The organism is Salinimonas sediminis (genome assembly GCF_003429285.1).
GTDB lineage: Bacteria > Pseudomonadota > Gammaproteobacteria > Enterobacterales > Alteromonadaceae > Alteromonas > Alteromonas indica.
This window is the reverse complement of record NZ_CP031769.1, coordinates 2,174,228-2,197,726: the sequence shown is the minus strand read 5'-3', so window position 1 is coordinate 2,197,726 and position 23,499 is coordinate 2,174,228. Positions and strand designations below refer to the sequence as shown.

Below are 23,499 nucleotides of genomic sequence, written 5' to 3'. Positions count from 1 at the left end.
GATAGCAGCAAAGCTTAGCTGGTGGGATCATATCAAGGCGTGACCGATACAGGTTTGGCTGACGGCAAAAACACGGTTTTTTGTAGCTTCCAGCTCAAATCCACGGGTTCAACAGTAATACGCCATTTGCCGTTGACTGCCATTTGCGTATACCCACGGTACACACCATTAGCATCTCGGGTTAGCAAAAGGGAAATGTCGCGTTCGGCAAGAGTGGTATGATAAAGCGTAAGTTTTACTGCTTCGCCATGGGTCGGCGCGCCCGAATCAAAGCGTAAGGCGACCGCGCCCTCCTGAAAGGTCAAAGTGGTGCGTATGTTTCTCACCTTCGCTTCCTGCTCTCGAGCTAACGAGGCGTTGATGGTACGGCCTTCCTTGTAATAATCATCCACAACCAGAGAGTCCTGGGTATTAATTGCCAGATAAAGCATGAGTCCGCCCATCATCAGTGTGATAACGGGGACCAGAATAAAAAACCAGGGCCAGAATTGTTTGTACCAGGGGATATACATAGCAGTAAGTTAACCAGCGAATACGAAAAAAAAACACCAACCGCTCTGCATTGGCAATAGACAACACCCCGCCGACGGCGGGGTCATAAGATATTATTTGGGCTGGTGAGACAGGCTATAAACATAAGCGGCTACGACGTGAATCTTATCTTCACCGAGGGTATCTTTAAAAGCAGGCATCACCCCGTTACGGCCATAGTTGAGCGTTTCGGTTACCGCGCGCTCGCTGCCACCGTATAACCAGATGTTATCAGTTAAATTAGGTGCGCCAAGGGCCTGATTGCCTTTACCATCCGCCCCATGGCAGGCAGCACATACCGCAAATCTTGCCTTTCCGCTATTGGCCAGGCTTTGATCTACTTTACGTCCGCTTAAACTAAGAACATAGGCCACCGTTTCCTGAATGCCTTGTTCGCCCATGGCGTCGCGCCAGGCTGGCATGGCAGCTTGCCGGCCATTAAGTAATGTTTCGGTAATTTTAGCGCCGCTCCCCCCGTATAACCAGTCATCATCGGTCAAGTTAGGAAAACCGCCATTTTGCCCGCGCGCATCGGAGCCATGACACTGTGAGCAATTTTGTAAAAACAAACGGCGACCAATTTTTACTGCCTCAGGGTTGCCGGCCAATTGCTCGACCGGGGTTTGCGCGAAGGCTTCGAAAATCGGATCAAAACGTGCGGCCGCTTTAGCCAACTCTCGGTCATATTCTACATAACGGCCGTCTTCCATTGCCTGTTGAGTGGCTTGTTCTGATTCGGCCAGCGATTGGATATTCTGGTTGGAACTTTGCCAGCCCCATAAGCCTTTGTAGCTGCCCAAACCCGGGTAGAGCACCAGATAAATAAGCCCAAACACAATAGTCACATAAAACAGTATGGTCCACCATTTGGGCAGAGGATTGTTGACTTCTTCTATGCCGTCGAAACTGTGGCCCATGCTTTCGCCTTCCTTTACGCCGGCAAAGTTGGTTAAACACCAGCGCAATAACAAGAAGCACCCAATAATGGTACCCAGTGTGATCACCGAGATCCAGATTGTCCAAAACATGCTCATGAGCTCACGACTCCCGCTTTTCTTTTTCTGATTTTGGTTGGTTTTCGTCGGCAAAGGGTAAGTTTGCTGCTTCGTCGAAGTCTTTCTTGTTGCGACTGCTAAAGGCCCACCACACCACACCAAAAAAACAGACAAAAACCACAACTGTAAAAATACTGCCTATTATTCCCTGGTCCATACTATTTCAAATGTGTTCCTAGTGATTGCAGGTACGCAATGAGGGCTTCCATTTCGGTTTTGCCCACTACGGCCTGCTGTGCTCCGGCAATATCCTCATCGGTATATGGCACGCCAAAACCCCGGAAGACCTCCATTTTTTTGGCCGTTAACTCACCGCTGAGAGTATTTTCCAGTAACCAGGGGAAACCCGGCATGTTGGATTCAGGTACAACATCGCGTGGGTTACGCAAATGGGCTAAATGCCATGCATCGCTATAGCGTTGACCTACGCGCGCCAAGTCAGGACCGGTACGCTTAGAGCCCCATAAGAAAGGATGTTCCCATACCGATTCCCCCGCCACGCTATAGTGACCATAGCGTTCGGTTTCGGCACGAAAGGGTCTGATCATTTGCGAATGGCAGCCTACGCAGCCTTCACGAATATAGATATCCCGGCCTTCCAGTTCCAGGGCGGTGTAGGGCCGCAATCCCTCAACCGGTTCCATGGTCTGTTGCTGAAACATAAGGGGGGTAATTTGTACCAAGGCGCCCAGGCTAATCGCGAACAAAATTAAAACGGTTAACAAGCCGACGTTTTTTTCAATTAACTCATGTGGATTTTTCACGCTACGACTCCTGTTTATGCTGGCTGGGTAGCCAAGTCCTGTGCAATACTGCCACGAGGGGCCCGAACAGTTTTCCACGTGTTATAGGCCATCACCAGCATGCCAGCTACCACAAAACATCCACCAATAAAGCGCACTACATAGAAGGGTTTAGAAGCTTCAAGCGATTCTACAAAGCTGTACGTTAAGGTGCCATCGGCGTTCACAGCTCGCCACATTAAGCCCTGTAAAACACCAGAGAACCACATCGCCACAATGTACAAAACGACACCTACAGTAGCCAGCCAGAAGTGCACGTTAACCAACCGTACACTGTACATCGACCGTTGATTAAACAAAATGGGTACCAGATGATAGACCGAACCAATAGAAATCATGGCCACCCAGCCAAGCGCACCTGAGTGCACATGGCCAATGGTCCAGTCGGTATAGTGCGATAATGCATTGACTGTTTTAATGGCCATCATTGGCCCTTCAAACGTAGACATACCATAGAAAGTTAACGATACCACCAGGAACCGCAGGACCGGGTCAGTTCGTAATTTATGCCAGGCCCCGGATAAGGTCATGATGCCGTTAATCATGCCGCCCCAGGAGGGAACAAACAGAATAATCGACATCACCATACCTAAAGACTGGGTCCAGTCGGGCAGCGCAGTGTAGTGCAAGTGGTGGGGGCCAGCCCAAATATAAAGCGAAATCAGCGCCCAAAAATGCACGATAGATAAGCGATAAGAATATACCGGGCGGCCTGCTTGTTTTGGCACAAAATAGTACATCATGCCCAGGAAGCCGGCAGTAAGGAAAAAGCCTACCGCGTTATGCCCGTACCACCACTGCATCATGGCATCGACCGAACCGGCATAAAGCGAATAAGATTTGGTAAATGATACCGGGATAGCCATGCTGTTACCGATGTGCAGTACCAAAACGGTAAGCATAAAGGCACCGAAAAACCAGTTAGCAACATAAATATGGCTGACCTTGCGGATAACCATGGTACCGAAAAAATTAATACAGTAGGCAATCCACACCAAGGCGATAAGAATATCAATGGGCCACTCGAGTTCAGCGTATTCTTTGGTGGATGTCATACCCAAGGGGAGGGTAATGATGGCGCACACTATAACCGCTTGCCAACCCCAGAAGGTGAAGGCGGCCAGCTTATCGCTGAACAGTCGGACCTGAGAGGTACGCTGAACCACATAATAGGAAGTCGCGAACAACGCACACCCACCAAAGGCAAAGATTACTGCATTGGTATGTAAAGGACGTAAGCGGGAAAAAGTTAACCAGGGTAAGTCGAAATTAAGAACCGGGGCAAAAAGCTGAGCTGCAATAAATGCCCCCAGTCCCATACCTACAATTCCCCAGACAATTGTCATTATCGTAAACTGTCGTACAACCTTATAATTGTAGACAGGCTTTTCCTGGCTGATTTCACTCATTTACTGGCTCTTCCACTTCTGGTTACTGGTGCAAGGGGCACCGGTTGTATACGTTTTAAACGAATCAACAGTTATGCGGATATTAATGTGTCTGTATACAAAAAGATACCACAAAGTTAACCGGTTTGATGCAGGTCAATAAACCCGACGATAGTTAACCATTTGAACCGGTTGGTTTACGTGAAGTTTACATTAAATTGTCAGATTTCGCTGGGTAATTGTTAATTTAATTAGCTATATATCGTCGCCTTTTACGCCAGCCCCCGACGTATTCTAGATGAATACACCAAAGACATTTCTGGAACGAGCCTGTGAGTGGAGCGCCCGCAAGAAGCCTCAACACAAAAAACCATTAATAGCAGGCGTTAAAATAAGCACATAAGACAAGCCAACTAGAAGAACCGGACACAAATGTTGGCCAATCACACGGGCGCGATGCTCAAACGGGCTTTCCCCGTGTCGCGGTAAACTAGGTAAAATTTAGCCTTAACGCTTTCCCAGGTAGGATTTCAGTAACTCATCTTGCAACAGGCCTTTGCTACAATGAGTTTCAAGAAAAATGATAAAGATTGCGTCATAAATTACGCCAGAAGGGTCTATCAACTAACGCCATGCACTGGTCCTAGCTATAGCATAAGGTAAGAAGAAAAAGGTGCTTACTTTGGTGGGCGATACTATGGCTAAACGTAAGCATAGCGGGACATAGTCTTGCCCGACAGCATTCCTGCTTGTTGTACGATGGCGAACTAAGCCGTTCAGACAGGGTGTTGGGTGAAGTGGAGAGCCCAGTGGCGATAGGCGACGATGCCGGGGCCGCCCGACGCCCGTTTTGTTGTGTACGCCAAAGCCTGTTGTTCGCAATGCGGGCAACTATTCATTCTCAGATATCACGTCGGCATATCATATTTGTTCAACATTATAAAAACTCACCTGCTATGACGAGACAATGCATGTTTTTTCGTCTATATGCTCATCTTATTGTGTAGCGCTATAGTGCAACCCTGTAGGGCTAACAAGATGTGAATATGCCACAGGGCATATGATTTTTTGCGACACCGTACCAGATAAAGAAATATAACGAAGGCGCACCGTGAGTTGGGCGGTTATCCCATCGCCAGAGATAAAGGTTAGGGGGCAACAAGCGTTTTACAGCAGTAATGATGCAGGCAATAGGCAGAAAGCGTGGGCATAACTTTTTGTCTGTGGACAAAAAATGCCAGAGGCTGCTATGTATACGAGCAACCTCTGGGGGAGGACATTACATCTGTGATTGCAGATAATTAGACAGACCCAGCATTTTAATCAGTCGTAACTGTTGCTCTAACCAATGGGCGTGATCCATTTCGGTATCGTCAAGCAGCTCTATCAGCATATCGCGGGTGACATAGTCGTTTTCAGTCTCACACAAAGCAATAACTTCACGTAGCTTTGCATCTACTTCGTATTCAACCCGAAGATCGCTTTCTAACATAGAAGGTACATCTTCACCGACCTGAAAACCTGTGCGGGTTTGCATGTCGGGCGTGCCTTCTAAAAACAGCATACGTTCAATCAACTTAGTGGCGTGGCCGCGCTCGTCATCAAATTCATGATCAATACGTTCAAACAGCTTGTTTAAGCCCCAGTCCTGATACATCTGAGAATGGATAAAATACTGGTCCATCGCGGCTAGTTCGTATGCAAGCAATTCGTTAAGGCCTGCAATAATATTTGTATTGCCTTTCATTAGTCGTCTCCTTTTACTTGCGCTTGCAGGTAATTTTCAAGCCCCATTACACCAATCTGGTATTCCTGGGTTTCCAACCAGTCAAGATGGTCTTCTTCGTAAGCGAGGAGATCTTCCAACATGTCCCGGCTAACGTAATCTTGTTTTTCTTCACACAGTGCAATGGCTTGCTTTAATAGTGGAATTTGCGCTAACTGAAATTGGGTATCGCAACCAATCATTTCTGCGGGTTCTTCGCCAATATAGAGCTTACCCAGCGCCTGCAAATTAGGCAGACCTTCAAGAAACAAAATGCGTTCTATCAGTTCATCCGCCTGCTTCATATCTTTGATAGATTTTTTATAATTTTTTTCATTCAACACGTGAAAACCCCAGTTTTTAAACATGCGGGCATGTAAAAAATACTGGTTAATGGATGTCAGTTCACTTGTCAGCACGTCATTGAGCATGGCTAACACTTTTCTATCGCCTTGCATGTGCAGATCCTCTTAATATTTGATGGCACAGAGTATAAAACGAATCGGCCGACATGTCAAAATATGTTTATAAAACAAGAACATACTAACAATAATGGTTATCAATACAACCTTTATTTCTATTTAGCTGGCACGATAACATCTTGATTTGCATGAACATAGGCCAAACTCTCTTCAGCAAAGCCTAAACCGGCTTCGGTAAAGAAGTTAAAAACTTTATCTACACCGTGGGCTAATAGCTCGTTCACTTCATCTTCGTACCGGGCAATCGCGGCGACTTTGCCAGTGTAACCCGCAAACTTTAACTGGCGGGTTATGTTGATGGCATCTTCAATTGAAGGCAGGGCCAGCAAGACCAAACGGGCATTGGTGATATTCAGGTTATCCCACAGATCAATGTCTTCGCCATCGCCGCAAATAATGTTTAACCCCTCTTCGCGCAGGCGTTTTGTTTTCTGGCGATCAGCATCCATGCCTATTACCCGGCTATCCACCAGTTTGCTCAGCGAACGGTACGCCCCCAGCCCAACCCGGCCCATGCCAATTACCAGGAATTCGGCATTATCGATACTGGGGTAAATATCCTCAGGCAAGCGTTTATCCCGCTCATAGGGGGTAATAGCCGACTTAATACGAACATAACGGCCATGGGAGTTACGGTATAACAAGCTGGTGATAACAAACGAGATAGAGACCGCCAGTGCCAGTACTACCAGCCATTGTTCCTGCAACATACCCAGGCTTACCGCCAGGGCGCCCACAATCAGCCCGAACTCACTGTAATTAGAGAGTACCAGGCTGGTAAGATAACTGGTCCTGGCCCGTAACCGCAGCATCGTAAATAAACCAAAGTACATAGCGGCTTTTATCGGCAACAAAAGCGACACTGCACCCGCCAGTATCAGCATATTCAAATCAGGCAGGGCGGTTAAGCCGATGGACAGGAAAAAACCAATTAAGAATAAATCTTTAAACGTAAGCAATGACTTGGCTAATTCAACCGCTTTAGTATGCCGGGCCAGTAACATGCCTACCAGCAAGGCTCCCAGGTCACCCTTGATATTGACCAGGTCAAACACATGGTAGCCCCCCAGTGCCAGAACAAAACCGGTGAGAGGGAGTAACTCACCATGCCCGGACCGGTCAATGACCCGATTGATAACCGGCAACGCTGGAATTACGGCTAACAAGCCCAGAGCCCATACAGACGGTAATTTCCCGGTAACCGCCACCATAAACACTACAGCAAATACATCTTGCATTACCAGAATACCGATTGCCAGCCGCCCATGACGGGTTTTGCTCTCGCCACTTTCTTCAAGGACTTTAATCACGCAAACAGTACTGGAAAAACTTAATGCAAAGGCTATTAGCGCGGCGCTTTGCCAGTCCATAGCGCCGGTGGCCGCACTAAGCAATAAACCCATTGCGATGAGCACCACACTGCCTACCGCCACCCACAATGTGGTATGCGCAATACTACCTAGCCAAACTTCTCGTTTACTTAAATCTTTTACATTCAGTTTTAAGCCAATGGTGAACAACATAATGGTAATACCCAGGTTGGCTATTTCCTGTAAGTTGTCGTTCATGCCATAACCCATCGCATTTAGGATAAAGCCAGCCGCTAAATATCCAACCATTGGCGGAATGCCTACTAGCTTGACACCCAACCCGCACATAAACGCAAAAAGAAGAAATACATATTCCATGGGTAGTACACATCCATAACAAACGTTTCGCCTTTACCGCGTGTTTATCGCGGCAGGCGAGTAAAAAAGTACGTATCTATCTGAAGCTATCAAATAGACATTTTTATACACTGATAATAGCGGTGCTATTTACGCGGCCTGAGCCATGCGCTGGCGCTGAATAAAGTTTTGTATCCGCTGGTAAGTTCTGCCGGGCGCTTCTAACATAGGCATATGCCCTGTATCATGAAATATTTCATAATCGCATTCCATTGCACTAGTCCAGTTGTCCAGGGCTGACACATCTAGCAAACCATCTTTACCGCCCCAGATAATCAACGTGGGTACACGGGTTTTGGCTAACTCTTCTGCGTTCATATAACCGGTATCAACAAAATCAGCGAAGACGCGCTGATACTCATCCACCCGTTGTATATGCTGGTCCGCCAATACATCTTTAACAACCTTGGGGATGTAGGGGCCCGAGGCCATTGACATAGCCAATAACCGATAATAGCCCCGTCGGCGGGTGATAAAAAACGGGTTTTGTCCTTTGTCCAGCATAGTATCTAGCCGACTTTTTTTATTCGCTGGCAGGCCAGCGGGACACAACAAAATAGACGATGCCACCGCGGTCGAACGGTGTCGCGCCATCCAGGCGCTGATATAGCCGCCCATGGAGTTACCCACAATCGTTGCTTTTTGATAGCCCAGCCGCCAAATAAGCGCATTTAGAATGTTCGCATAATCGTCGATGCCATAGTGCCATTCTGATGAAAAGCCGGTTTGCCCATGGCCAGGTAAATCGGGAATGACAATATGATATTCATCTTTGAACAAGGCGGCTAATGGTAACCACACAGTATTATCGCCGGTAAAACCATGAACTAACATGAGTAAAGGTTTACTTTTGTCGCGGGCGCCCTCCGTCTCCAGCACACTCAAACTGATGCCGTTGATGGCGTAACGCCGGCGAACCAGCGAGGCTTGCTGTAAGGCGCGCTGCTGGTAAGCATTTAGGAGTACTTCACCAAGACGGGGATAGGTATACCAATAAAGAAAAAGTAAAAGCGCAATAAAGGTGAGCAGAATCCACATAATGAGTTAGCTGGCTCCAAGAAAATGCTTTCATCGCGAAAAAGGAAGTATTGAACGACTAAAAATTTGATTTATATCGAAAAGGGTCGTCAATACACGGGTGTCAATTCTTTTTACCATATGGCCCACAGCGATGAAAGGCGCTTTCTGTGATTAATTGTATCAGGGGCGAAGTATTTAACCTAAAGCCTTTATATATAACATACCATTAACCTTGCGCACTCCTATGCACGGTGATCTTCCCTTGGGTCCACCGCATATTGGAATGACGTACACAAGGAGCAATTATGAGAAGAACCATCATTGGAACTGTCGTTCTGTTAGTCGGGCTGAATATTTTGGCAGGGCTGGTATGGCTACCAGCATTCTGGTTTTTATTGTTAACCGGCACCATGCTGATATTTACCCTGATTGACGCGGGCCAAAAGCAACACTCCATTTTACGCAACTATCCATTGGTGGGCCGGATACGCTGGAGTGCGGAACATTTGCGCCCCTATGTACAGCAATACATTCTGGAAAGCGAAACAGAAGGGCGTCCTATCAGTAGAATGTTTCGGTCAATAGTTTACCAGCGTGCTAAAGATGCCCTGGATACCTTGCCGTACGGCACCCAAATGAATACCTACGCTAGTGGTTATGAATGGATAGGTCATTCTCTGTCGGCCATGGAAGTTAAAGAGATGGAAGATGATCCCCGTGTCACTATCGGCGGGCCAGCCTGTGAACAACCTTATAGTGCCAGCCTGTTAAATATCTCGGCGATGAGTTTTGGTAGCTTGAGCGCGAATGCAATTAAAGCGTTAAATAAGGGCGCCGCAAGAGGTAAGTTTTCGCATAACACCGGTGAAGGTGGGTTGACGCCATACCATTTAAAAGAAGGCGGGGATATTGTTTGGCAAATTGGTACAGGCTATTTTGGCTGTCGTAACAAAGATGGCACCTTTAACGCGTTGGAATTTGAGGAAAAAGCTCGTCATAACAATGTCAAGATGATTGAAATAAAGTTGTCCCAAGGTGCCAAACCGGGGCACGGTGGCATCTTGCCCGCAGATAAGAATACCCCGGAGATTGCTGATATACGCGGCGTTCAACCCCATACTACGGTCGACTCTCCCCCCCGGCATACCGCGTTTTCAACGCCGCTGGAAATGATGGACTTTATTACCCAGTTAAGAGAGCTAAGTGGCGGCAAGCCAATAGGTATCAAATTAGCGTTGGGCAGAAAGAGTGAATTTATTGCGGTGTGTAAAGCCATGCATCAAACTGGGGTTATGCCCGATTTTATTACCGTTGACGGCGGGGAAGGCGGCACAGGGGCAGCACCACTGGAGTATTCCAACTCAATTGGTTTTCCGTTGCGCGAAGCACTCGCCTTTGTAGATGATGTACTAGTAGGATTTGATTTACGAAAGCATATTAAGATTATTGCGGCGGGCAAAATATTTACCGCGTTTCATATTGTGCAAAACCTGAGTTTGGGCGCAGATTTGTGCAATAGCGCCAGGGGGATGATGTTGGCCTTAGGATGTGTGCAATCGCTAACCTGTAACACCAACCGTTGTCCTACGGGCGTCGCTACCCAGGATCCTAAACTTGCCAAAGGTCTGGACCCGGCTGATAAAGCCATCAGAGTGGCGAGTTTCCATAATAAAACGATTCAATCTTTAATGGATATATTATCCTCCACGGGTCATAGCTCTACCCGGGACCTGAACCGGACGCATATTTTCAGACGGATTAATCAGCATGAAGTAAAGCGCTATGATGAAATATTCCCGCTAGTTAAGCGGGGTAGCCTGCTTGAGGGTAAAGTGCCCGAAGCGCTGCACCTACATGTAATGGAAGCCAGTGTAGATAGCTTTATGCCAGCAAGTCATCTGGCAAAAATTGCCGAAGAGACAAAAACTGTGAAAAATGATTAAGCTTTTAGCAGAATAAGCCCGCTATAAACTGTAGCGCTTTACGCGATTTTCCTGCATGATGGGCGCATAATAACAACAATAAGTAACCATGCAGGGCCTTTGCATTAATGAAGGGCGTGCCAAAAGGTTTTATATTGTCTTTGCTGGGCATATTTACCAGCCATTATATAGACAGACCGTTTGGGCGTTTTGGGGTGTAGAGGTGTGCAGGTTACCCTTGATAGCGCTGTAGATCATGAGAACAAAAACCCCCGGCTTTGCGCGTCTTTACTTTGCCACACTATATTCTTTAAAAGGCCTGAAGGCCGCCTTTGTTAGCGAACCTGCGATACGTCAGGAACTGGCCGCTATCGCAATTTTGATCCCCCTTGCCTGTTATCTGGATGTTTCACTAGCGGAAAAGCTACTGATGATCACCAGTTTATTCATCGTTTTTATCGCTGAACTACTTAACTCTGCCATCGAGGCCTTAGCCGACCGGGTTAGCCTGGAAATGCATACATTAATAGCGAAAGCGAAAGATATTGGATCGGCGGCAGTGTTTATCAGCCTGTTGCTGGTGGCGGTAGTATGGGGCGCGGTTTTGCTTAGAATTTAGCGCTTTACTGGATTAACGGGCAACGGGATAGAATAACGTTACCCGTTGCCTATTTTGTGTTTGGGTTGTGGGCTAGAAAGAGGCTACTTTTTGGCCTTCGGGCAGGCGTTCATTGAGCATTTCTGTCACGGTACTTTCAATTAGCTTCAGATGTGAGCCATGGATTTTTTTCTCTATGGGGTTATCGAAGCTAACATTGGTAAATACCATATCGTCATCGCTTGATGTGACCTTCACTGTGAGATGTTCATCGGAAGATGCTACCGGCACCCGAATACATAATGGTTCATTATGTGTTTCTACATAGGCAAATGCTTCTTCAGTACTGGCAAAGGGCTTACGCTTTTCAGGGTGCAGCTTCCAGTGCGAAGACTGAGCAATGACCTCAATGAGCGTTTTTGCATGGGTTTCGTTAATCTCATAAGCCATATAGAACTCCTTAATGTTTATTTGCTTAGTTGGTACGAGCGCACTACCTAAATAGTTTGCACGTAGCCTTGCAACATTCACGCTAGGCGTTCCCCAGACGGGATTTTCTTACTTCGCCTGACGACTTACTGAGATACCGCTTCGGCTTCCTGGGCGCAGCGTTTTGTCTGCACCCACAAAATAGCCGCAATGGGCCGCACGATTGAATGGCGCCACTGTATTAAAGCTGGTAGATGGCTTTACCATTGGCTTTCATCACACCATTTTGCAGCGTCAACGGCATGTTGTATGTGCCCTCGTTTAGCGTTACTACACCTTGTTTTAGTTTCTCCTGAATTAGCATAGCCGCCACTGGATTTTCTTTGACCAGTGCTTGTGCAACAGACAGGTTGGCCTTACCGCTGATTTTATTACCCAGCTTTCCCTGGTTAATATCGGCGCTGCTATGTTTATCAATAGTCAATGCGGCAGTAAACAGTACGGGCTGTTGATTGTATTTGAAGCCGATTTTCTCAAAGTCCAGGTTGTGTGTGACCGCCCCAAACTCATCTAACGCCGCGTTTAGTAACTGCTGGTCTGTTAATGTATCGTCTGATGCTTTGGCTTTGGCCAGGAAACGTTTGGTTAATCCGTCTAACGCCAGATCGAACGTAAGATCTTCTACTACAATATCGGAGGGCGCAGCGGTTATTTTGCTTATCGAAAAGGTTTGCTCAAGTTCGTAAGTATCGGCCGTTTCGGCTTCTAGTTCACTGGCTGCAGAGAGTGCGTTCAGAGTAATTGTACCGGACATTACGCCCATGTCCTGAGACGTTATGGTGAGGCTGTCCAGAGTTATATCTGACTCACTGACAAAGTATTCTCCCTCAATTTTGGTTAGTTCAGCCTCTATCACTGATTTGCCCATGTCAATATTGGTGCCGGATGAACTGCCGGTCAGGCTGATCCCTTGCCAATCCACCAACAGATCGATAAACGAGGTAGCCAGATCGCTGTCCGTCTGTATAGATAACGGGTTTACGGTAAGCGTGCCGTCGTATTGATCAATAATAAATGACTGAGTAGCCAGGTGGCTGTTCAGTGAATTAACCAACATGTTAGCTGACCAGCCCATGGTGTACTGGATATCAAAGGTATCGGCCAAGTTGGCGGTAGCTTCATCATTAGCATGTAGGGTATTTTCACAGCTAACGTAAAATGGCCAGAACTGACATTTATTATCCACCAGGATATGCAACCCTGAAGACTGGCCAAGTACTTGCGAAAGAGGATGGCCCGGGGCCAAATCAACGGCGAATTTATCGGTAGCGCCAAGCCATGAATGCGCTGCAGACTTTGCTGTTACAGAAATGCCCTGGGGCGTATATAAGGTATTGAGCTTGTCGATTTGCTGGTGAAGCCTATCGCGGTAACTTGCCTGCGTATAATATTGACCGCCCGCCAGAATAGTGAGGATTACCACCCCTGCACCCATTACTTTTACCTTCATTGCGACATCCTGTGTTGGTGCAGTAAATTCAATATTGATTCACTTATCAGTGCGTTGATATTACGCCTGCTGCACGTTAATAAAAAAAGTGCGTCTACCTTACCGAACTAGCGGGTAGTTTCAATATGCAAAAATCATAAAATTGACCTCAAGCAAATGTGAAAGCCTGCTATTACCCCGCGGTCGTTAGCGTCGTATCTGCGGTCGAGTCACCATGCTGGCTGTCTTCAGACGCTTCAGCAAGAGCGTTGTTTGCCGGTTGAGCGCTAGCGCCTTTACCGGTTACCAGGCGGTGGGCGATTTGGCCTGCGATAGTGTGGCTAAGTGATAGCCCCGGCAGTGTCATCAGCGTAGAGCCTAATAATGTTTGTGCCCCAATAAATAGTCCGGCTGGGCGGTTGTGCGCGTTTATCGCCTCAAAATGTGGCGTGACGTTAAGATCCAAGGGCTCGGTAATTTCCTCCCGCGTGTGGGTAAGGTAACCTGCCTCTATCAAGGGCTGTAACATAATTCCCACGCCGGAGAGATTGTTACTGCTGGTGCAATCAACGTACAGGGCGGTATCGATATGGCGAGGTAAGCCTTTAGCAAACGTATCACGGCTAATTTGCTGGCTAATCAGTGTAATATTCCCCGCGCGCAGTAAAGCATGAATTTTCGCTGCGCTGGTGGCGGGTAATGCAGCGTTGGCTTTCGCGATAAATGGCTTTAATACGCTCTCGTAGCGCTGCTTATCTTGTGCGGATAATTCGTTTGCACAGGCATGTAAGCAGTCGCCAAAACATTCCAGTACACCTTGCCAGTTTTCCTGGTTAGCAGCATTGTTGGAAGACGATATATACTCTATTTTCAACAACGTGTTGACGTCTAACAAGGCCCGGTTAGACAGTAAATAGTCAATCACCTGGTGCATTGCCATACTACGAATTTGCAGATAAACAGATGGCGCATACTTGGCAAGAAAATCTACAAACCCTGCTTTAAAAACGGCTTCCAGACTGATTGATGTATTATCGCCAATTAACTGGTTTATAGCTTCAGTAATGGGGGCAACCAAGTCAAGTGAAGCAAACCACGGCCCGGGTAATTTACCCGAGGTTGAATACATCGTTATGTGCAGTGGCTTACGCGCATGGAAGCTATACTTACCGCGCTGCTGGCTAAAGCTTCCGTATTTGTGCGCCACTGCCAACGCACAATCAATGGCTGATAGCGAGGCGCCCCGTAATACAAGTTCCTGAAGCTCGGTATTGAGAATTTTTTGTAGCGGGTAAGGGCCATCAAAGTATCGGTGAGCGGCGGCGCTGGTATATTGAGGATCAGTTTCGGCATGGTGAAAAATACTACCATGACCAGTATTTACCACGACATAATCAAATGTGCCCAGTAAAGCAGTTGCAGTATGTAAGCGATAAGTTCGCTGCGCGGTGGGTTCTATTCTTACCACTGGGCACTGGGTGTATAAAGATAGGCGAGAACCCAGTTTATTCATGTAATAGCGAAATGCATGTTCAAGGTACTGGCCGATAAGATAGCGCGGTACAATTTTTTGCTGAAACTGAATGTGGTTATCGACGCACCATTGCGAAAAGGCAATATGTAAAGACGGGATCTCATCTGCACCAAGGTTTGATAATAACTGGTATTGGCTTGAGTAAGCATTGTATGGGGTACCACGCCCTACAATAGCTGAGCTTTCGAAAATAGAAATTTTGGGACATACGCCATTTGCTTTAGTGGCTAGAGCAGCAAGTAAATAGGCAGTAGCAGGCCCTGCGCCGATAACCGCGACAGAAATAGCACAGCCGTGTTGGGGAACGTAACCCGAGTCAGTTGTCATAGATACAAAAAGTTAAGGAAGACAATACTGTTACAGGTTCAAGTGATTAAGCGGATCAGCCATCGCCACTGTCTTTGTCGCAAAACACAGCGTAATTGGCGATTCGCTTGAACGACGGGAATTCCCGCCAGGTTGACCAGATTAACCATGTTGTTAGCCGGTCTGGTTATTCGACCTACTCAAGCTTTTGATACAAATGAAGGCGGGGTAAAATCAATTGCCAGCGTCCGCTTCGCGTTACCGGGGGCGTACGACTATAGTCCTTTAATATGCTGACTTTCGGTGGCTGATGAAAATCAGTCAGTAAAAAGGGCAGGCCGGCACTGTAACCGAGCATTTTCCCATCGGTGTCACGAACTGAACACTCTGGGCGTAGCTTAATAGGACGGCGTATACTTAATTTCTCGACATCAAGCGCGGTTACTGTGTCAATTTCCTGATCGATAAGGGCATACCAGGAAGATTTAGTATGGTTAGCTGGAATAGCGGTCTTTGCCCGTCCCAATTTTTCCAACCAGTTGGCTTTGGTGTCAGCTTCAACGCGGGGGCGACGCGACCAGTTAAAATAGAACGCTTTATAATTACCGGTAAAACCATACACTTTCCGATAAGCCATGGTAGTAATTAGGTAATGAAACCGTTCGTGAACTTCAAAGAACTTTTCTTCTGCGCCGTCAAACTGTTGTACCTGCGCTTTAAACTGTGCTTTGGCTTGATTCAAACCCGTTAATACCGGTTCGACTTTGCTCCACGGGCACGCCATGGGGACAAATCCCGGGTATTTTTGCACAAAGCGCCGGCTCATATTGTTATCGTAAACGTACATGTCTTTAAAGGCGGCTATAGCGTAGTTTATAGCGTCTTCACCAGTAAGCCGGGTTACCGGGATGGCATCATAGTCGTCATCGATAATGTGTTGTTCTTCTTCTTTAGTAATACGGGGGAGCTGGTACATAACTGCATGTTGAGGAATAGCAAATTCGCGCAACAGCTCACTGAGCGCACCCGTGTGCTGTTCAATTTGCATCATATAATATCTAAGTAGATTCATAGTAAAAAAATCCGTATACTGTATATAAATACAGGCTAGCAGTATTTAGCCATCTAAACTATTGCTGATTCGTCGAAATGCTTAATATTTGCCGTTAAATCAAATTGATAGTGTTAATTTTGCTCATTAATTGGGGCTAACCAGTGATCTCCCTGAGTAAAATACTTATGCGTGCAAGAACATAAAACTCGCAGATGGCAGCAGTGGTTAACATTGGTGCTCCATAAGCAATCAATAAAGCTATAAAGAATCTTAAGGATTTTACGGCACCATACCCTAGTTAATTTACTTACATAGTAAGCCGCTAACGCGGCAGGGGGCTTCGCCCCCAAAAGAAGGTTATACAACCAATTACTCAATAAAGTCTGCATTATTCGCCGGTAGCGCATTAGCCTGAATACAAGGAACGTAGGGGCAATGCTATAAGTCTGCAGCTGTATTGTTATGCGCAAGACCTGGCGCGTTTATCACATTAAGTTAATTTTATTTTTTGTATCCGCCATTGGTGCTAATCGAATATCAGAACGGACATTGCTGCTGTATGCTGGGCGCTGCTTCACCAAAAATACCGTGAGATAAGACCCGCTGGCGGGCCACAGCGCTAATTAACCGGTTCTGGAGCGGGGGATTTTGCCTCACTAGCTTTAATGTTATTGGTTGAATTGACCCGTAAGGGCGGGTGGTGACAATAGCACAAAGCTAATTATGGTTTTTTTACGTAAGGATAGTAATTCAAAACGTAAAACGAGGTAATAAATGAAAACAGTAGGCTATGCTGCTCACGATTCAGACGCCCATATGGTGCCTTATCACTTTGAGCGCCGTGCATTGCGTGATAACGATGTCGCTATCGAGATACTGTACAGCGGAATTTGTCATTCAGACCTGCACACCGTTAATGGAGATTGGGGCCCCCAGTCATACCCATTAGTACCCGGCCATGAGATTGTCGGTAAAGTCCTTGAAGTAGGCAGCGAGGTAACAGGGTTTGAGGTAGGTCAACATGTTGCCGTCGGTTGCATGGTAGACAGCTGCCAACAGTGCGACCAATGTGAAAACCATGAAGAGCAATACTGTCGTAATGGCATGACACCAACTTATGGTGCCCCCGATCGTATTGACGGTACCCTTACTCAGGGTGGTTACTCAAAACATATTGTAGTGCGCGAGCAATTTGTACTGCGTGTACCAGAAGCACTCGACTTATCCAAGGCGGCGCCTATTCTATGTGCCGGCATTACCACGTATTCTCCGCTTCGCACGTGGAATGTAGAGAAGGGTAGCCGGGTAGGGGTTATCGGCCTGGGTGGCCTGGGTCATATGGCAGTAAAACTGGCAGTCGCCATGGGCGCAGAAGTAACTGTTATTAGCCGTTCCGATGCTAAAGATGAAGAAGCAAAAGGTCTGGGGGCCAGCGGGATTCTTGTATCGACAGATGAAGATGCAATGAAACAAGCCGCTAACGGATTCGACCTGATATTAGATACCGTCCCGGTAAAACATGATGTTACCCAGTATGCGCCTTTATTAGACGTTGATGGCTCGTTGGTTATTGTGGGTCAGGTCGGTCCATTAGATGAACCGTCCACTATACCATTAGTTACCGGGCGTCGCCGTATTGCGGGATCTTTGATAGGTGGAATTAAAGAAACCCAGGAGGTATTGGATTTTTGTGCTCAGCATAATATTCATCCAGAGTGTAAAATCATTTCCCCTGATGAGGTTAATAAAGCCTATGAACATTTAGCTAAAGGGGATATTGCGTATCGCTTTGTTATGGATATGTCGAAACTTGATGTTGAATAAATAGAACGCTTAGGCGGTAATAGTAAGAACTATGCGATTGCATGGTTCTTACTTTATAAAAATAAGAAAATATCACCATAGTGAGAGACAAAAATTCGCCACATCTTTAGTACCTACTTTATTACGGCACCATACAGAATATGGGTAAGAGAAAGAAGGAAACTGCACACTAACCTTAGAATCACGAATACAAAGCACCCAGTAGGCAAGCTATCTGTAAACAAGCTATAAATGCTCCCCGGTGTTCTTCCGTGTTACCAGGTTCCTATAGCGATTACCTGGGCAAGCCCTTTGAATATTTAGCCTATATAGTCTGACACTGATTATACAAAGTGGCGCCTCGAACCGACAGCATACTATATGGTTTATCTGTCCATCTGCGCTTTTTTCTCTCTTATTTGAAATAACGCTGCAATCTGCAATCCCGCGTGTTTATCCTTCAGTACTTTATTCAAATTGGTAGGCTTTCTATGTCTGGCAGTAGTAGTCCGACCGATGCGCATTGCAGAATTTAAATTACGTATAGAACGTATTTATTGCCGTGTGCAGGAAGGGCCACAACTGTTTAAACTAGCTATCAATCATCGTCTTGGTTTGCTAAAACTAACCGGGCCCAATCGCCCAATCAATAAAGCAGCGGCTGAGATATTACTTACACTCTTCTTGGCAAACACTTCATCTACCTGGCAATAATACTGGAATTATCGGCGAGAAAAGTGGTTCGCTAGACTAATATTAATCCGTTAGAAGAAAAATTATGGGCTATATTGAACGGTTGTATAATTAAGACAGGAACCACGGTAGCTTGGATTAGCAGTCTACTGTACAGTTTGAAAAACTAATTTAATAACGATGCATGCTCTGTTTATACTGTACTGTTTACAACGGGAACACTATTATGCGTTCGCCGGGTCAATGACGCGCAGGCTCAGTCGCTTCGCTCCGATTTTAGCTACCTATTACGGCCCCTTAGATAGGTGCTGGCCCCAATAAGGAAATTGGCATAATGAAAACAATGGCAGCATTTGCACTAGCTCTTATCTTAATTGTGGCTGAAGCCAATGAATTAAACGTGTTGAAATACACTAACCAAGTAAAAAACAACCAAGAAGTCTTCTTCTTAATTGGAACGCAAGAAGGTTCCTATACTGTAAGATCTTGGCAATTTGATATACAAAATGCCAAGTGGGATGGAAAAGGGGAACCAAGTTTGTCGGTTGGGGCTGCTATTCAGCAAGCATATAAATACCATAATACTAACGCTGCAAAATTTGGTGTGAAAAGTGCCGATTTAAGGCCGGCTTTTAGCAAGAAGGGGACTGTAATCTGGTTTTATCTTATTACTCTGACGCCTTTGCCGTATAAACCGTTCTCAGATGAACTGGAAAGTGTCGTACTCTTAAGCGGTGAATTGTTGGAACCTTATGGAAAATAGACACCGTTGAGAGTTAACAAACCGTTGGATGCGCGAATGGCGCACGACGAACTCAAGCAGAGTGACGCTACTTAAATGTACCGCTTTATGGATGTTAGGAATTAGCGACCTTTCAGCTGAGCTAACTTAGCCATACCACCTTTGCCAACAGCAGCCTGTTGGCCATAATGGCCAGGCATTTCGGGCGAATGCCAACCTCCGGCAAGTTGCATTTCAGGTAAGGTTGCACCATTTTCAGCAAGCGAAACCGCGCCTCCAACCCGGCCGCTATGCGGGGTAATATTTTCTTTCACCTTAGCCATATCTGCTATACGTTTCCATACGCGATAGATACTGGAATACTCTAATATTGGCGAATGTTTACCTTTAAGCTGTTCGTCATAAGGGAGTAGGGCATGGCCACGGTTAGAAACTCTTCTGAATAAAATACCATGATTAATACGGCGCGGATCTGAGCTATCGCGCTCTTGTTGCAATGCTTTATTATAGTTCGCCTCGTTTATGTACTCATCAATCATCGCCACGGTACTGTTTGATATAAATCGATATGAGCCTTTACCGGTTTGGTCCGACTTAGATGTCAGTACGAGCAAAGCATTATTTCTTTTGTTTATGTGTTCTGTCCGTACCCGAACCACTTCATCGGCCCGTAATAAACCGTCAAACATCAGGTTTATGATCGCTAAATCCCGCATTTCCAACAGCGTATCAGGAATAACATTGTTATTTATCTTTTCTAATATATCGACCGTAAGTGGCACGGCCTGGTGACTACTTAGCTGATACTTTTCGTTTTGCGAAAGAGACAGTTTTACAAAATCCTTTAAATACACTGAATTCACAATCGGGTTTGGCAACTGTGCAATACCCAAAAATTTACTTAATGCGCTTAGTCGGCGTTTTATAGTTCGGTAGGCCAGGGGGCTATGACACAGCACCTCAACATAGCGTTTAATGCAATCTTCATTATTTTGCATACTGTCATTAAAACCGGTCAGGCCTTCCTGCTCACAAAAGATCGCGAATTCATTAAAGTCACTCACATAAGCCCGTTGGGTATTGTGGGGAAGCTTAGTAAAGATATCTTTAAAGTACTTATTTACCGCTTCTTTATAGACACTAACAAAGCCGTCGATCGGCGATGTAGCCAAATAACTCATACCTAAAACCTTTGTATGTGATTGATATATAATTATAAAATCTTTTTGATATTGGATCTACCTAGTATCGCGGACGATCCATCACGCATGATAATTCCAGTTATCTTGCGTGATGGATTTATCTGAATCATACCTTGTTATCTGTTCATATTATTCGATCACGATAACCTTTACTGCTAATTACACTCATTGTCAGGTGCCCTTTTTACGGCAACTGTACAAGTATACAGTATTGGTGAAATTCGGCAATTTACTATAAATACGCGAATAGCGATAAAGCGGGAAGGCGTTACATGACATAACGTAGCCTGAGATAAGTAAAAATGTGCGGAACCTGCGATCACCCTTATGCTATTTTGCATAACCATGATGAAAGTTATATATATCGTTAAGCGGTGGTCTATCTATCGATAGCCTGGACACGAACGATAGTTCTGGATAGCTTAACGTTAGTGCCAGCACGTATATTTACTAAAATCATAAGCGCATCAACGCAATAAAAATCTATGAAGAATTTTGTTGTGAAAGCTAGCACGGTATATGACTTCCAACGTCAGCAACTCGAAAAATAGTTGGTAAGCAAGGCACACCTTTGGAATGATACAGACACCAGAGTTATTTGTGTAATGCCATAGCCATGGTTATCTCTTAGCACCGATGCCGGAATTGAGCATTTAAAGCACAGTTTAACTGCGTGTGCTACGTGAAATCTGACGGGTTATACCTCTGTAGATAATTCAGATTTCACGTAGCGTCGCTTTATATTTGAGCAATTTGGACTGCTGATTTGCCGTCTCAGCAGATACGCATGTCAAAGATTATGCTTTAATACATATTAGCCAGTTTTGAGCTAACCAGAGAAAGCTCTTACGTATAGACTGATAGTTAGAAACATCGCTGGTTTAACTAGCTCTGCATAGATATCGGTTTCAATTGATATTGGCTTAATCAGCCTGTGGCTAGCCGAATCATTAAACCGGTAATAAATGTTATTATCAAAATCGGGCTTTAGATAATATATTGTTATTCTGATAGCAGTATAGGGAGTAGCAGCCCCAACAAGGCTAACGAAGCCGTTTATAATGAATAAATACTCTATTTAACATAATATGCATTATGTGAAATTATATATTATTGTGTGTCAGGCAGTTACGCGCGCTATCTTTAGCTGGCTGATTTGTTAGCTTTAGCCCCCGTCTCTTTAGCGCGGGCGTTCCTTTGGGTATTTGCATCAACAACTCCAGTTGCTACGCCTTAACAATAAGGTGGTTAGATAATTTCACCTGAGTTTTTCAAGACTACACTTCCACCGATTGCGCAACGGGGTTTGCCCTCGGCACTGGCGACTTCTTTACCCATGTTGTCATCAACCATAAACAATGTTCATTTCTGGCCGGCGCCGATAAACCGCCGCGCCTATAGTTCGTCAACCTTTTGGGAATGCATCGGCATCATCTTTGGACAAGTACTTAGCCAGATACGCAACTGGCCGTTTGACCCATTCATTGCGCGTCATACCATGCCGCCACCAACCTTGTTTGTCTGGCTTTGGCAACGCGATACCAATCGGCAACCAGAACACCACATGATAATGAACGATACCGCGCTTTTGTAATTCAGCTACCCAGACGTAACGAACTTAAATCTCTCTGCGTTTACACCATTACCGGACTAATCGCATAAAGTAACTTACGTCGTCAGCGCGCCAATCATCGATATTTCTGTATGTCAGTGTGACCATTGCCCGGCGATATCGGGATGTCGATTTGGATATCAACCTAACATCATTTCGCGTAAATCATGACCGTTGATCCATAATGTATCTATGAGGCAACTAATTTGTTGGGCAGTTTAGCAGTAACATTATTGTCAGTTGGTCAGTCATTTTAATTTTTCTATGCAGTCGTTAAAACAGTCTTCATATGGGATAAGACGGCTGATTGGCGGTAATTATTGTGGATTTTTCTAATACTTTACGATACATTTTTGATTATGGCTAACGTCCTATATGCACCTATAGTTGGCGAAAAACGCCATCCATAGTAGCTAGTATGTCGGATTGAAGTTCTGCTCGGTAAGCATCGGGATGCGCCTGGCCAAAGTCCCCTATATCATTATCAAAATAACGCCCGTTTACATTATTATATTGTGTAGATAATGACAGTGCGCTAAGTAAATCGACTGCGCTGGCTATATCTTTCCCGGCAATACCAAACCCTTCCTTGACCATTTTTGTTGCCAATAAGGAGCCTGGATTGACGGCCATAAAATCGCATGCTCTATCCGAATCATTTGCAAGCGCGAACGTCCACAAGGTCAAGGCTAATTTACTTTGTGAATATGCCTGCATATCATCGTGATATACTTTTTTACCGGTTATTGCATCCATATCTATTGTACTTTGGGCTGCAGATGAAAGGTTTATCACACGGCCCCCGGTAAGTGGTTCAACTAGATTTAGATACAGAATATAAGGCGCGAGTGTATTTACGCGAAAACGTAAATCAATCATATGTTGGCTATTATCCGGCACCTTCAACACGCCAGCATTATTAATTAATACATCAATCTTTTTAAATTTCTGTCGTATTATTTTCCCCATAGCGTTAACCTGGCGAAGATCGCCAAATTCAGCGCACAAGCACGTTATGTTTACGCCATTAGGAATAGTATTTAACATGTTAGCCAGTTTTTTTTCGTCTCTTCCATGCACAATAAGGTGATGACCCGTTTCAGCAAGCGCATGTGCGGTGGCCAATCCCAACCCGTCAGTAGCACCAGTAATTAAAATAGTTTTCATTGTTTATCCTTCGAGTTTATTTTCAACGTGCCACGCTATGGGTAAGCTCTATTGTGTAAATATCATTATCTACAAAACGAAAAATGCGTACTGGCTACATTTTCACAATATCTTGGCTGCGCTCTGCTAGGTCAGTGCGAAGATAATTAATACCTGCGCCAAAGTCTGTTGCTGCCC

The 23,499-nt window shown here is 45.5% G+C and carries 20 protein-coding genes; 4 read left to right on the top strand and 16 right to left on the bottom strand.

Translation table 11 applies throughout. The features are described from left to right. Positions 1 to 32: 32 nt before the first annotated feature. From D0Y50_RS09760 to D0Y50_RS09720, 9 genes are all read right to left on the bottom strand, one after another. Positions 33 to 512: a FixH family protein gene (locus D0Y50_RS09760; RefSeq protein ID WP_108568078.1), complete on the bottom strand. Its 480-nt coding sequence runs from the start codon at positions 510 to 512 to the stop codon at positions 33 to 35. Positions 513 to 605: 93 nt separating this feature from the next. After that, positions 606 to 1,565 (bottom strand): cytochrome-c oxidase, cbb3-type subunit III, encoded by a 960-nt coding sequence (ccoP, locus tag D0Y50_RS09755; RefSeq protein WP_108568077.1) that lies wholly within the window; start codon positions 1,563 to 1,565, stop codon positions 606 to 608. A gap of 4 nt (positions 1,566 to 1,569) precedes the next feature. After that, positions 1,570 to 1,743 carry a cbb3-type cytochrome oxidase subunit 3 gene (locus D0Y50_RS09750; RefSeq protein ID WP_108568076.1) on the bottom strand — a complete coding sequence of 58 codons (174 nt, stop codon included), beginning with the start codon at positions 1,741 to 1,743 and terminating at the stop codon, positions 1,570 to 1,572. Position 1,744: 1 nt separating this feature from the next. Then, entirely contained in the window at positions 1,745 to 2,350 is a 606-nt protein-coding gene (ccoO, locus tag D0Y50_RS09745; protein WP_108568075.1) for a cytochrome-c oxidase, cbb3-type subunit II, read from the bottom strand. A 14-nt stretch (positions 2,351 to 2,364) separates the two neighbouring features. Then, the gene (ccoN, locus tag D0Y50_RS09740; protein ID WP_108568074.1) at positions 2,365 to 3,798 is read right to left on the bottom strand and encodes a cytochrome-c oxidase, cbb3-type subunit I; all 1,434 of its coding nucleotides are present in this window, start codon (positions 3,796 to 3,798) and stop codon (positions 2,365 to 2,367) included. Between the two features lie 1,258 nt (positions 3,799 to 5,056). Next, positions 5,057 to 5,524: a bacterioferritin gene (bfr, locus tag D0Y50_RS09735; RefSeq protein ID WP_108568073.1), complete on the bottom strand. Its 468-nt coding sequence runs from the start codon at positions 5,522 to 5,524 to the stop codon at positions 5,057 to 5,059. Continuing rightward, positions 5,524 to 6,000 (bottom strand): bacterioferritin, encoded by a 477-nt coding sequence (bfr, locus tag D0Y50_RS09730; RefSeq protein WP_108568072.1) that lies wholly within the window; start codon positions 5,998 to 6,000, stop codon positions 5,524 to 5,526. Before bfr (D0Y50_RS09730) ends, bfr (D0Y50_RS09735) begins: the two co-directional genes overlap by 1 nt. A gap of 119 nt (positions 6,001 to 6,119) precedes the next feature. Beyond that, positions 6,120 to 7,712, bottom strand: coding sequence for a cation:proton antiporter family protein (locus tag D0Y50_RS09725; RefSeq protein WP_108568071.1), 1,593 nt, complete (start codon positions 7,710 to 7,712; stop codon positions 6,120 to 6,122). A 129-nt stretch (positions 7,713 to 7,841) separates the two neighbouring features. Beyond that, entirely contained in the window at positions 7,842 to 8,789 is a 948-nt protein-coding gene (locus tag D0Y50_RS09720) for an alpha/beta fold hydrolase (protein ID WP_117316718.1), read from the bottom strand. 287 nt (positions 8,790 to 9,076) lie between these two features. On the opposite strand from D0Y50_RS09720, the gene D0Y50_RS09715 reads away from it, so the two are divergent. Together D0Y50_RS09715 and D0Y50_RS09710 are read left to right on the top strand one after the other, a co-directional pair. After that, positions 9,077 to 10,714, top strand: a complete 1,638-nt coding sequence (locus D0Y50_RS09715; protein WP_117316716.1) for an FMN-binding glutamate synthase family protein — start codon at positions 9,077 to 9,079, stop codon at positions 10,712 to 10,714. A 235-nt stretch (positions 10,715 to 10,949) separates the two neighbouring features. Continuing rightward, positions 10,950 to 11,312, top strand: coding sequence for a diacylglycerol kinase (locus D0Y50_RS09710; protein ID WP_108568068.1), 363 nt, complete (start codon positions 10,950 to 10,952; stop codon positions 11,310 to 11,312). Positions 11,313 to 11,384: 72 nt separating this feature from the next. Here D0Y50_RS09710 and D0Y50_RS09705 read toward each other — a convergent pair whose 3' ends face one another. The 4 genes from D0Y50_RS09705 to D0Y50_RS09690 all read right to left on the bottom strand — a co-directional run bounded on the left by D0Y50_RS09705 (position 11,385) and on the right by D0Y50_RS09690 (position 16,121). Further along, positions 11,385 to 11,741 (bottom strand): hypothetical protein, encoded by a 357-nt coding sequence (locus D0Y50_RS09705; RefSeq protein ID WP_108568067.1) that lies wholly within the window; start codon positions 11,739 to 11,741, stop codon positions 11,385 to 11,387. Between the two features lie 220 nt (positions 11,742 to 11,961). After that, positions 11,962 to 13,230 carry a DUF945 family protein gene (locus D0Y50_RS09700; protein ID WP_117316714.1) on the bottom strand — a complete coding sequence of 423 codons (1,269 nt, stop codon included), beginning with the start codon at positions 13,228 to 13,230 and terminating at the stop codon, positions 11,962 to 11,964. 172 nt (positions 13,231 to 13,402) lie between these two features. Then, positions 13,403 to 15,070: an FAD/NAD(P)-binding protein gene (locus tag D0Y50_RS09695; RefSeq protein WP_117316712.1), complete on the bottom strand. Its 1,668-nt coding sequence runs from the start codon at positions 15,068 to 15,070 to the stop codon at positions 13,403 to 13,405. A 175-nt stretch (positions 15,071 to 15,245) separates the two neighbouring features. After that, positions 15,246 to 16,121, bottom strand: a complete 876-nt coding sequence (locus D0Y50_RS09690; RefSeq protein ID WP_108568064.1) for a DNA replication terminus site-binding protein — start codon at positions 16,119 to 16,121, stop codon at positions 15,246 to 15,248. Between the two features lie 756 nt (positions 16,122 to 16,877). Between D0Y50_RS09690 and D0Y50_RS09685 the strand changes: the two genes are divergently transcribed. Continuing rightward, the gene (locus tag D0Y50_RS09685) at positions 16,878 to 17,927 is read left to right on the top strand and encodes an NAD(P)-dependent alcohol dehydrogenase (protein ID WP_117316710.1); all 1,050 of its coding nucleotides are present in this window, start codon (positions 16,878 to 16,880) and stop codon (positions 17,925 to 17,927) included. Between the two features lie 1,006 nt (positions 17,928 to 18,933). Beyond that, on the top strand, positions 18,934 to 19,362 hold the full coding sequence (locus tag D0Y50_RS09675; RefSeq protein WP_117316706.1) for a hypothetical protein: 429 nt from the start codon (positions 18,934 to 18,936) through the stop codon (positions 19,360 to 19,362). A 101-nt stretch (positions 19,363 to 19,463) separates the two neighbouring features. Here the strand turns inward: D0Y50_RS09675 and D0Y50_RS09670 are convergent, their stop codons facing one another. From D0Y50_RS09670 to D0Y50_RS09660, 3 genes are all read right to left on the bottom strand, one after another. Next, positions 19,464 to 20,522 (bottom strand): tyrosine-type recombinase/integrase, encoded by a 1,059-nt coding sequence (locus tag D0Y50_RS09670; protein ID WP_117316704.1) that lies wholly within the window; start codon positions 20,520 to 20,522, stop codon positions 19,464 to 19,466. 1,426 nt (positions 20,523 to 21,948) lie between these two features. After that, a complete protein-coding gene (locus D0Y50_RS20090) occupies positions 21,949 to 22,104 on the bottom strand; it encodes a rolling circle replication-associated protein (protein ID WP_456300105.1) in 156 nt (51 codons plus the stop codon). A 432-nt stretch (positions 22,105 to 22,536) separates the two neighbouring features. Continuing rightward, positions 22,537 to 23,322, bottom strand: coding sequence for an SDR family NAD(P)-dependent oxidoreductase (locus D0Y50_RS09660; protein ID WP_117316700.1), 786 nt, complete (start codon positions 23,320 to 23,322; stop codon positions 22,537 to 22,539). Positions 23,323 to 23,499 lie beyond the last annotated feature (177 nt).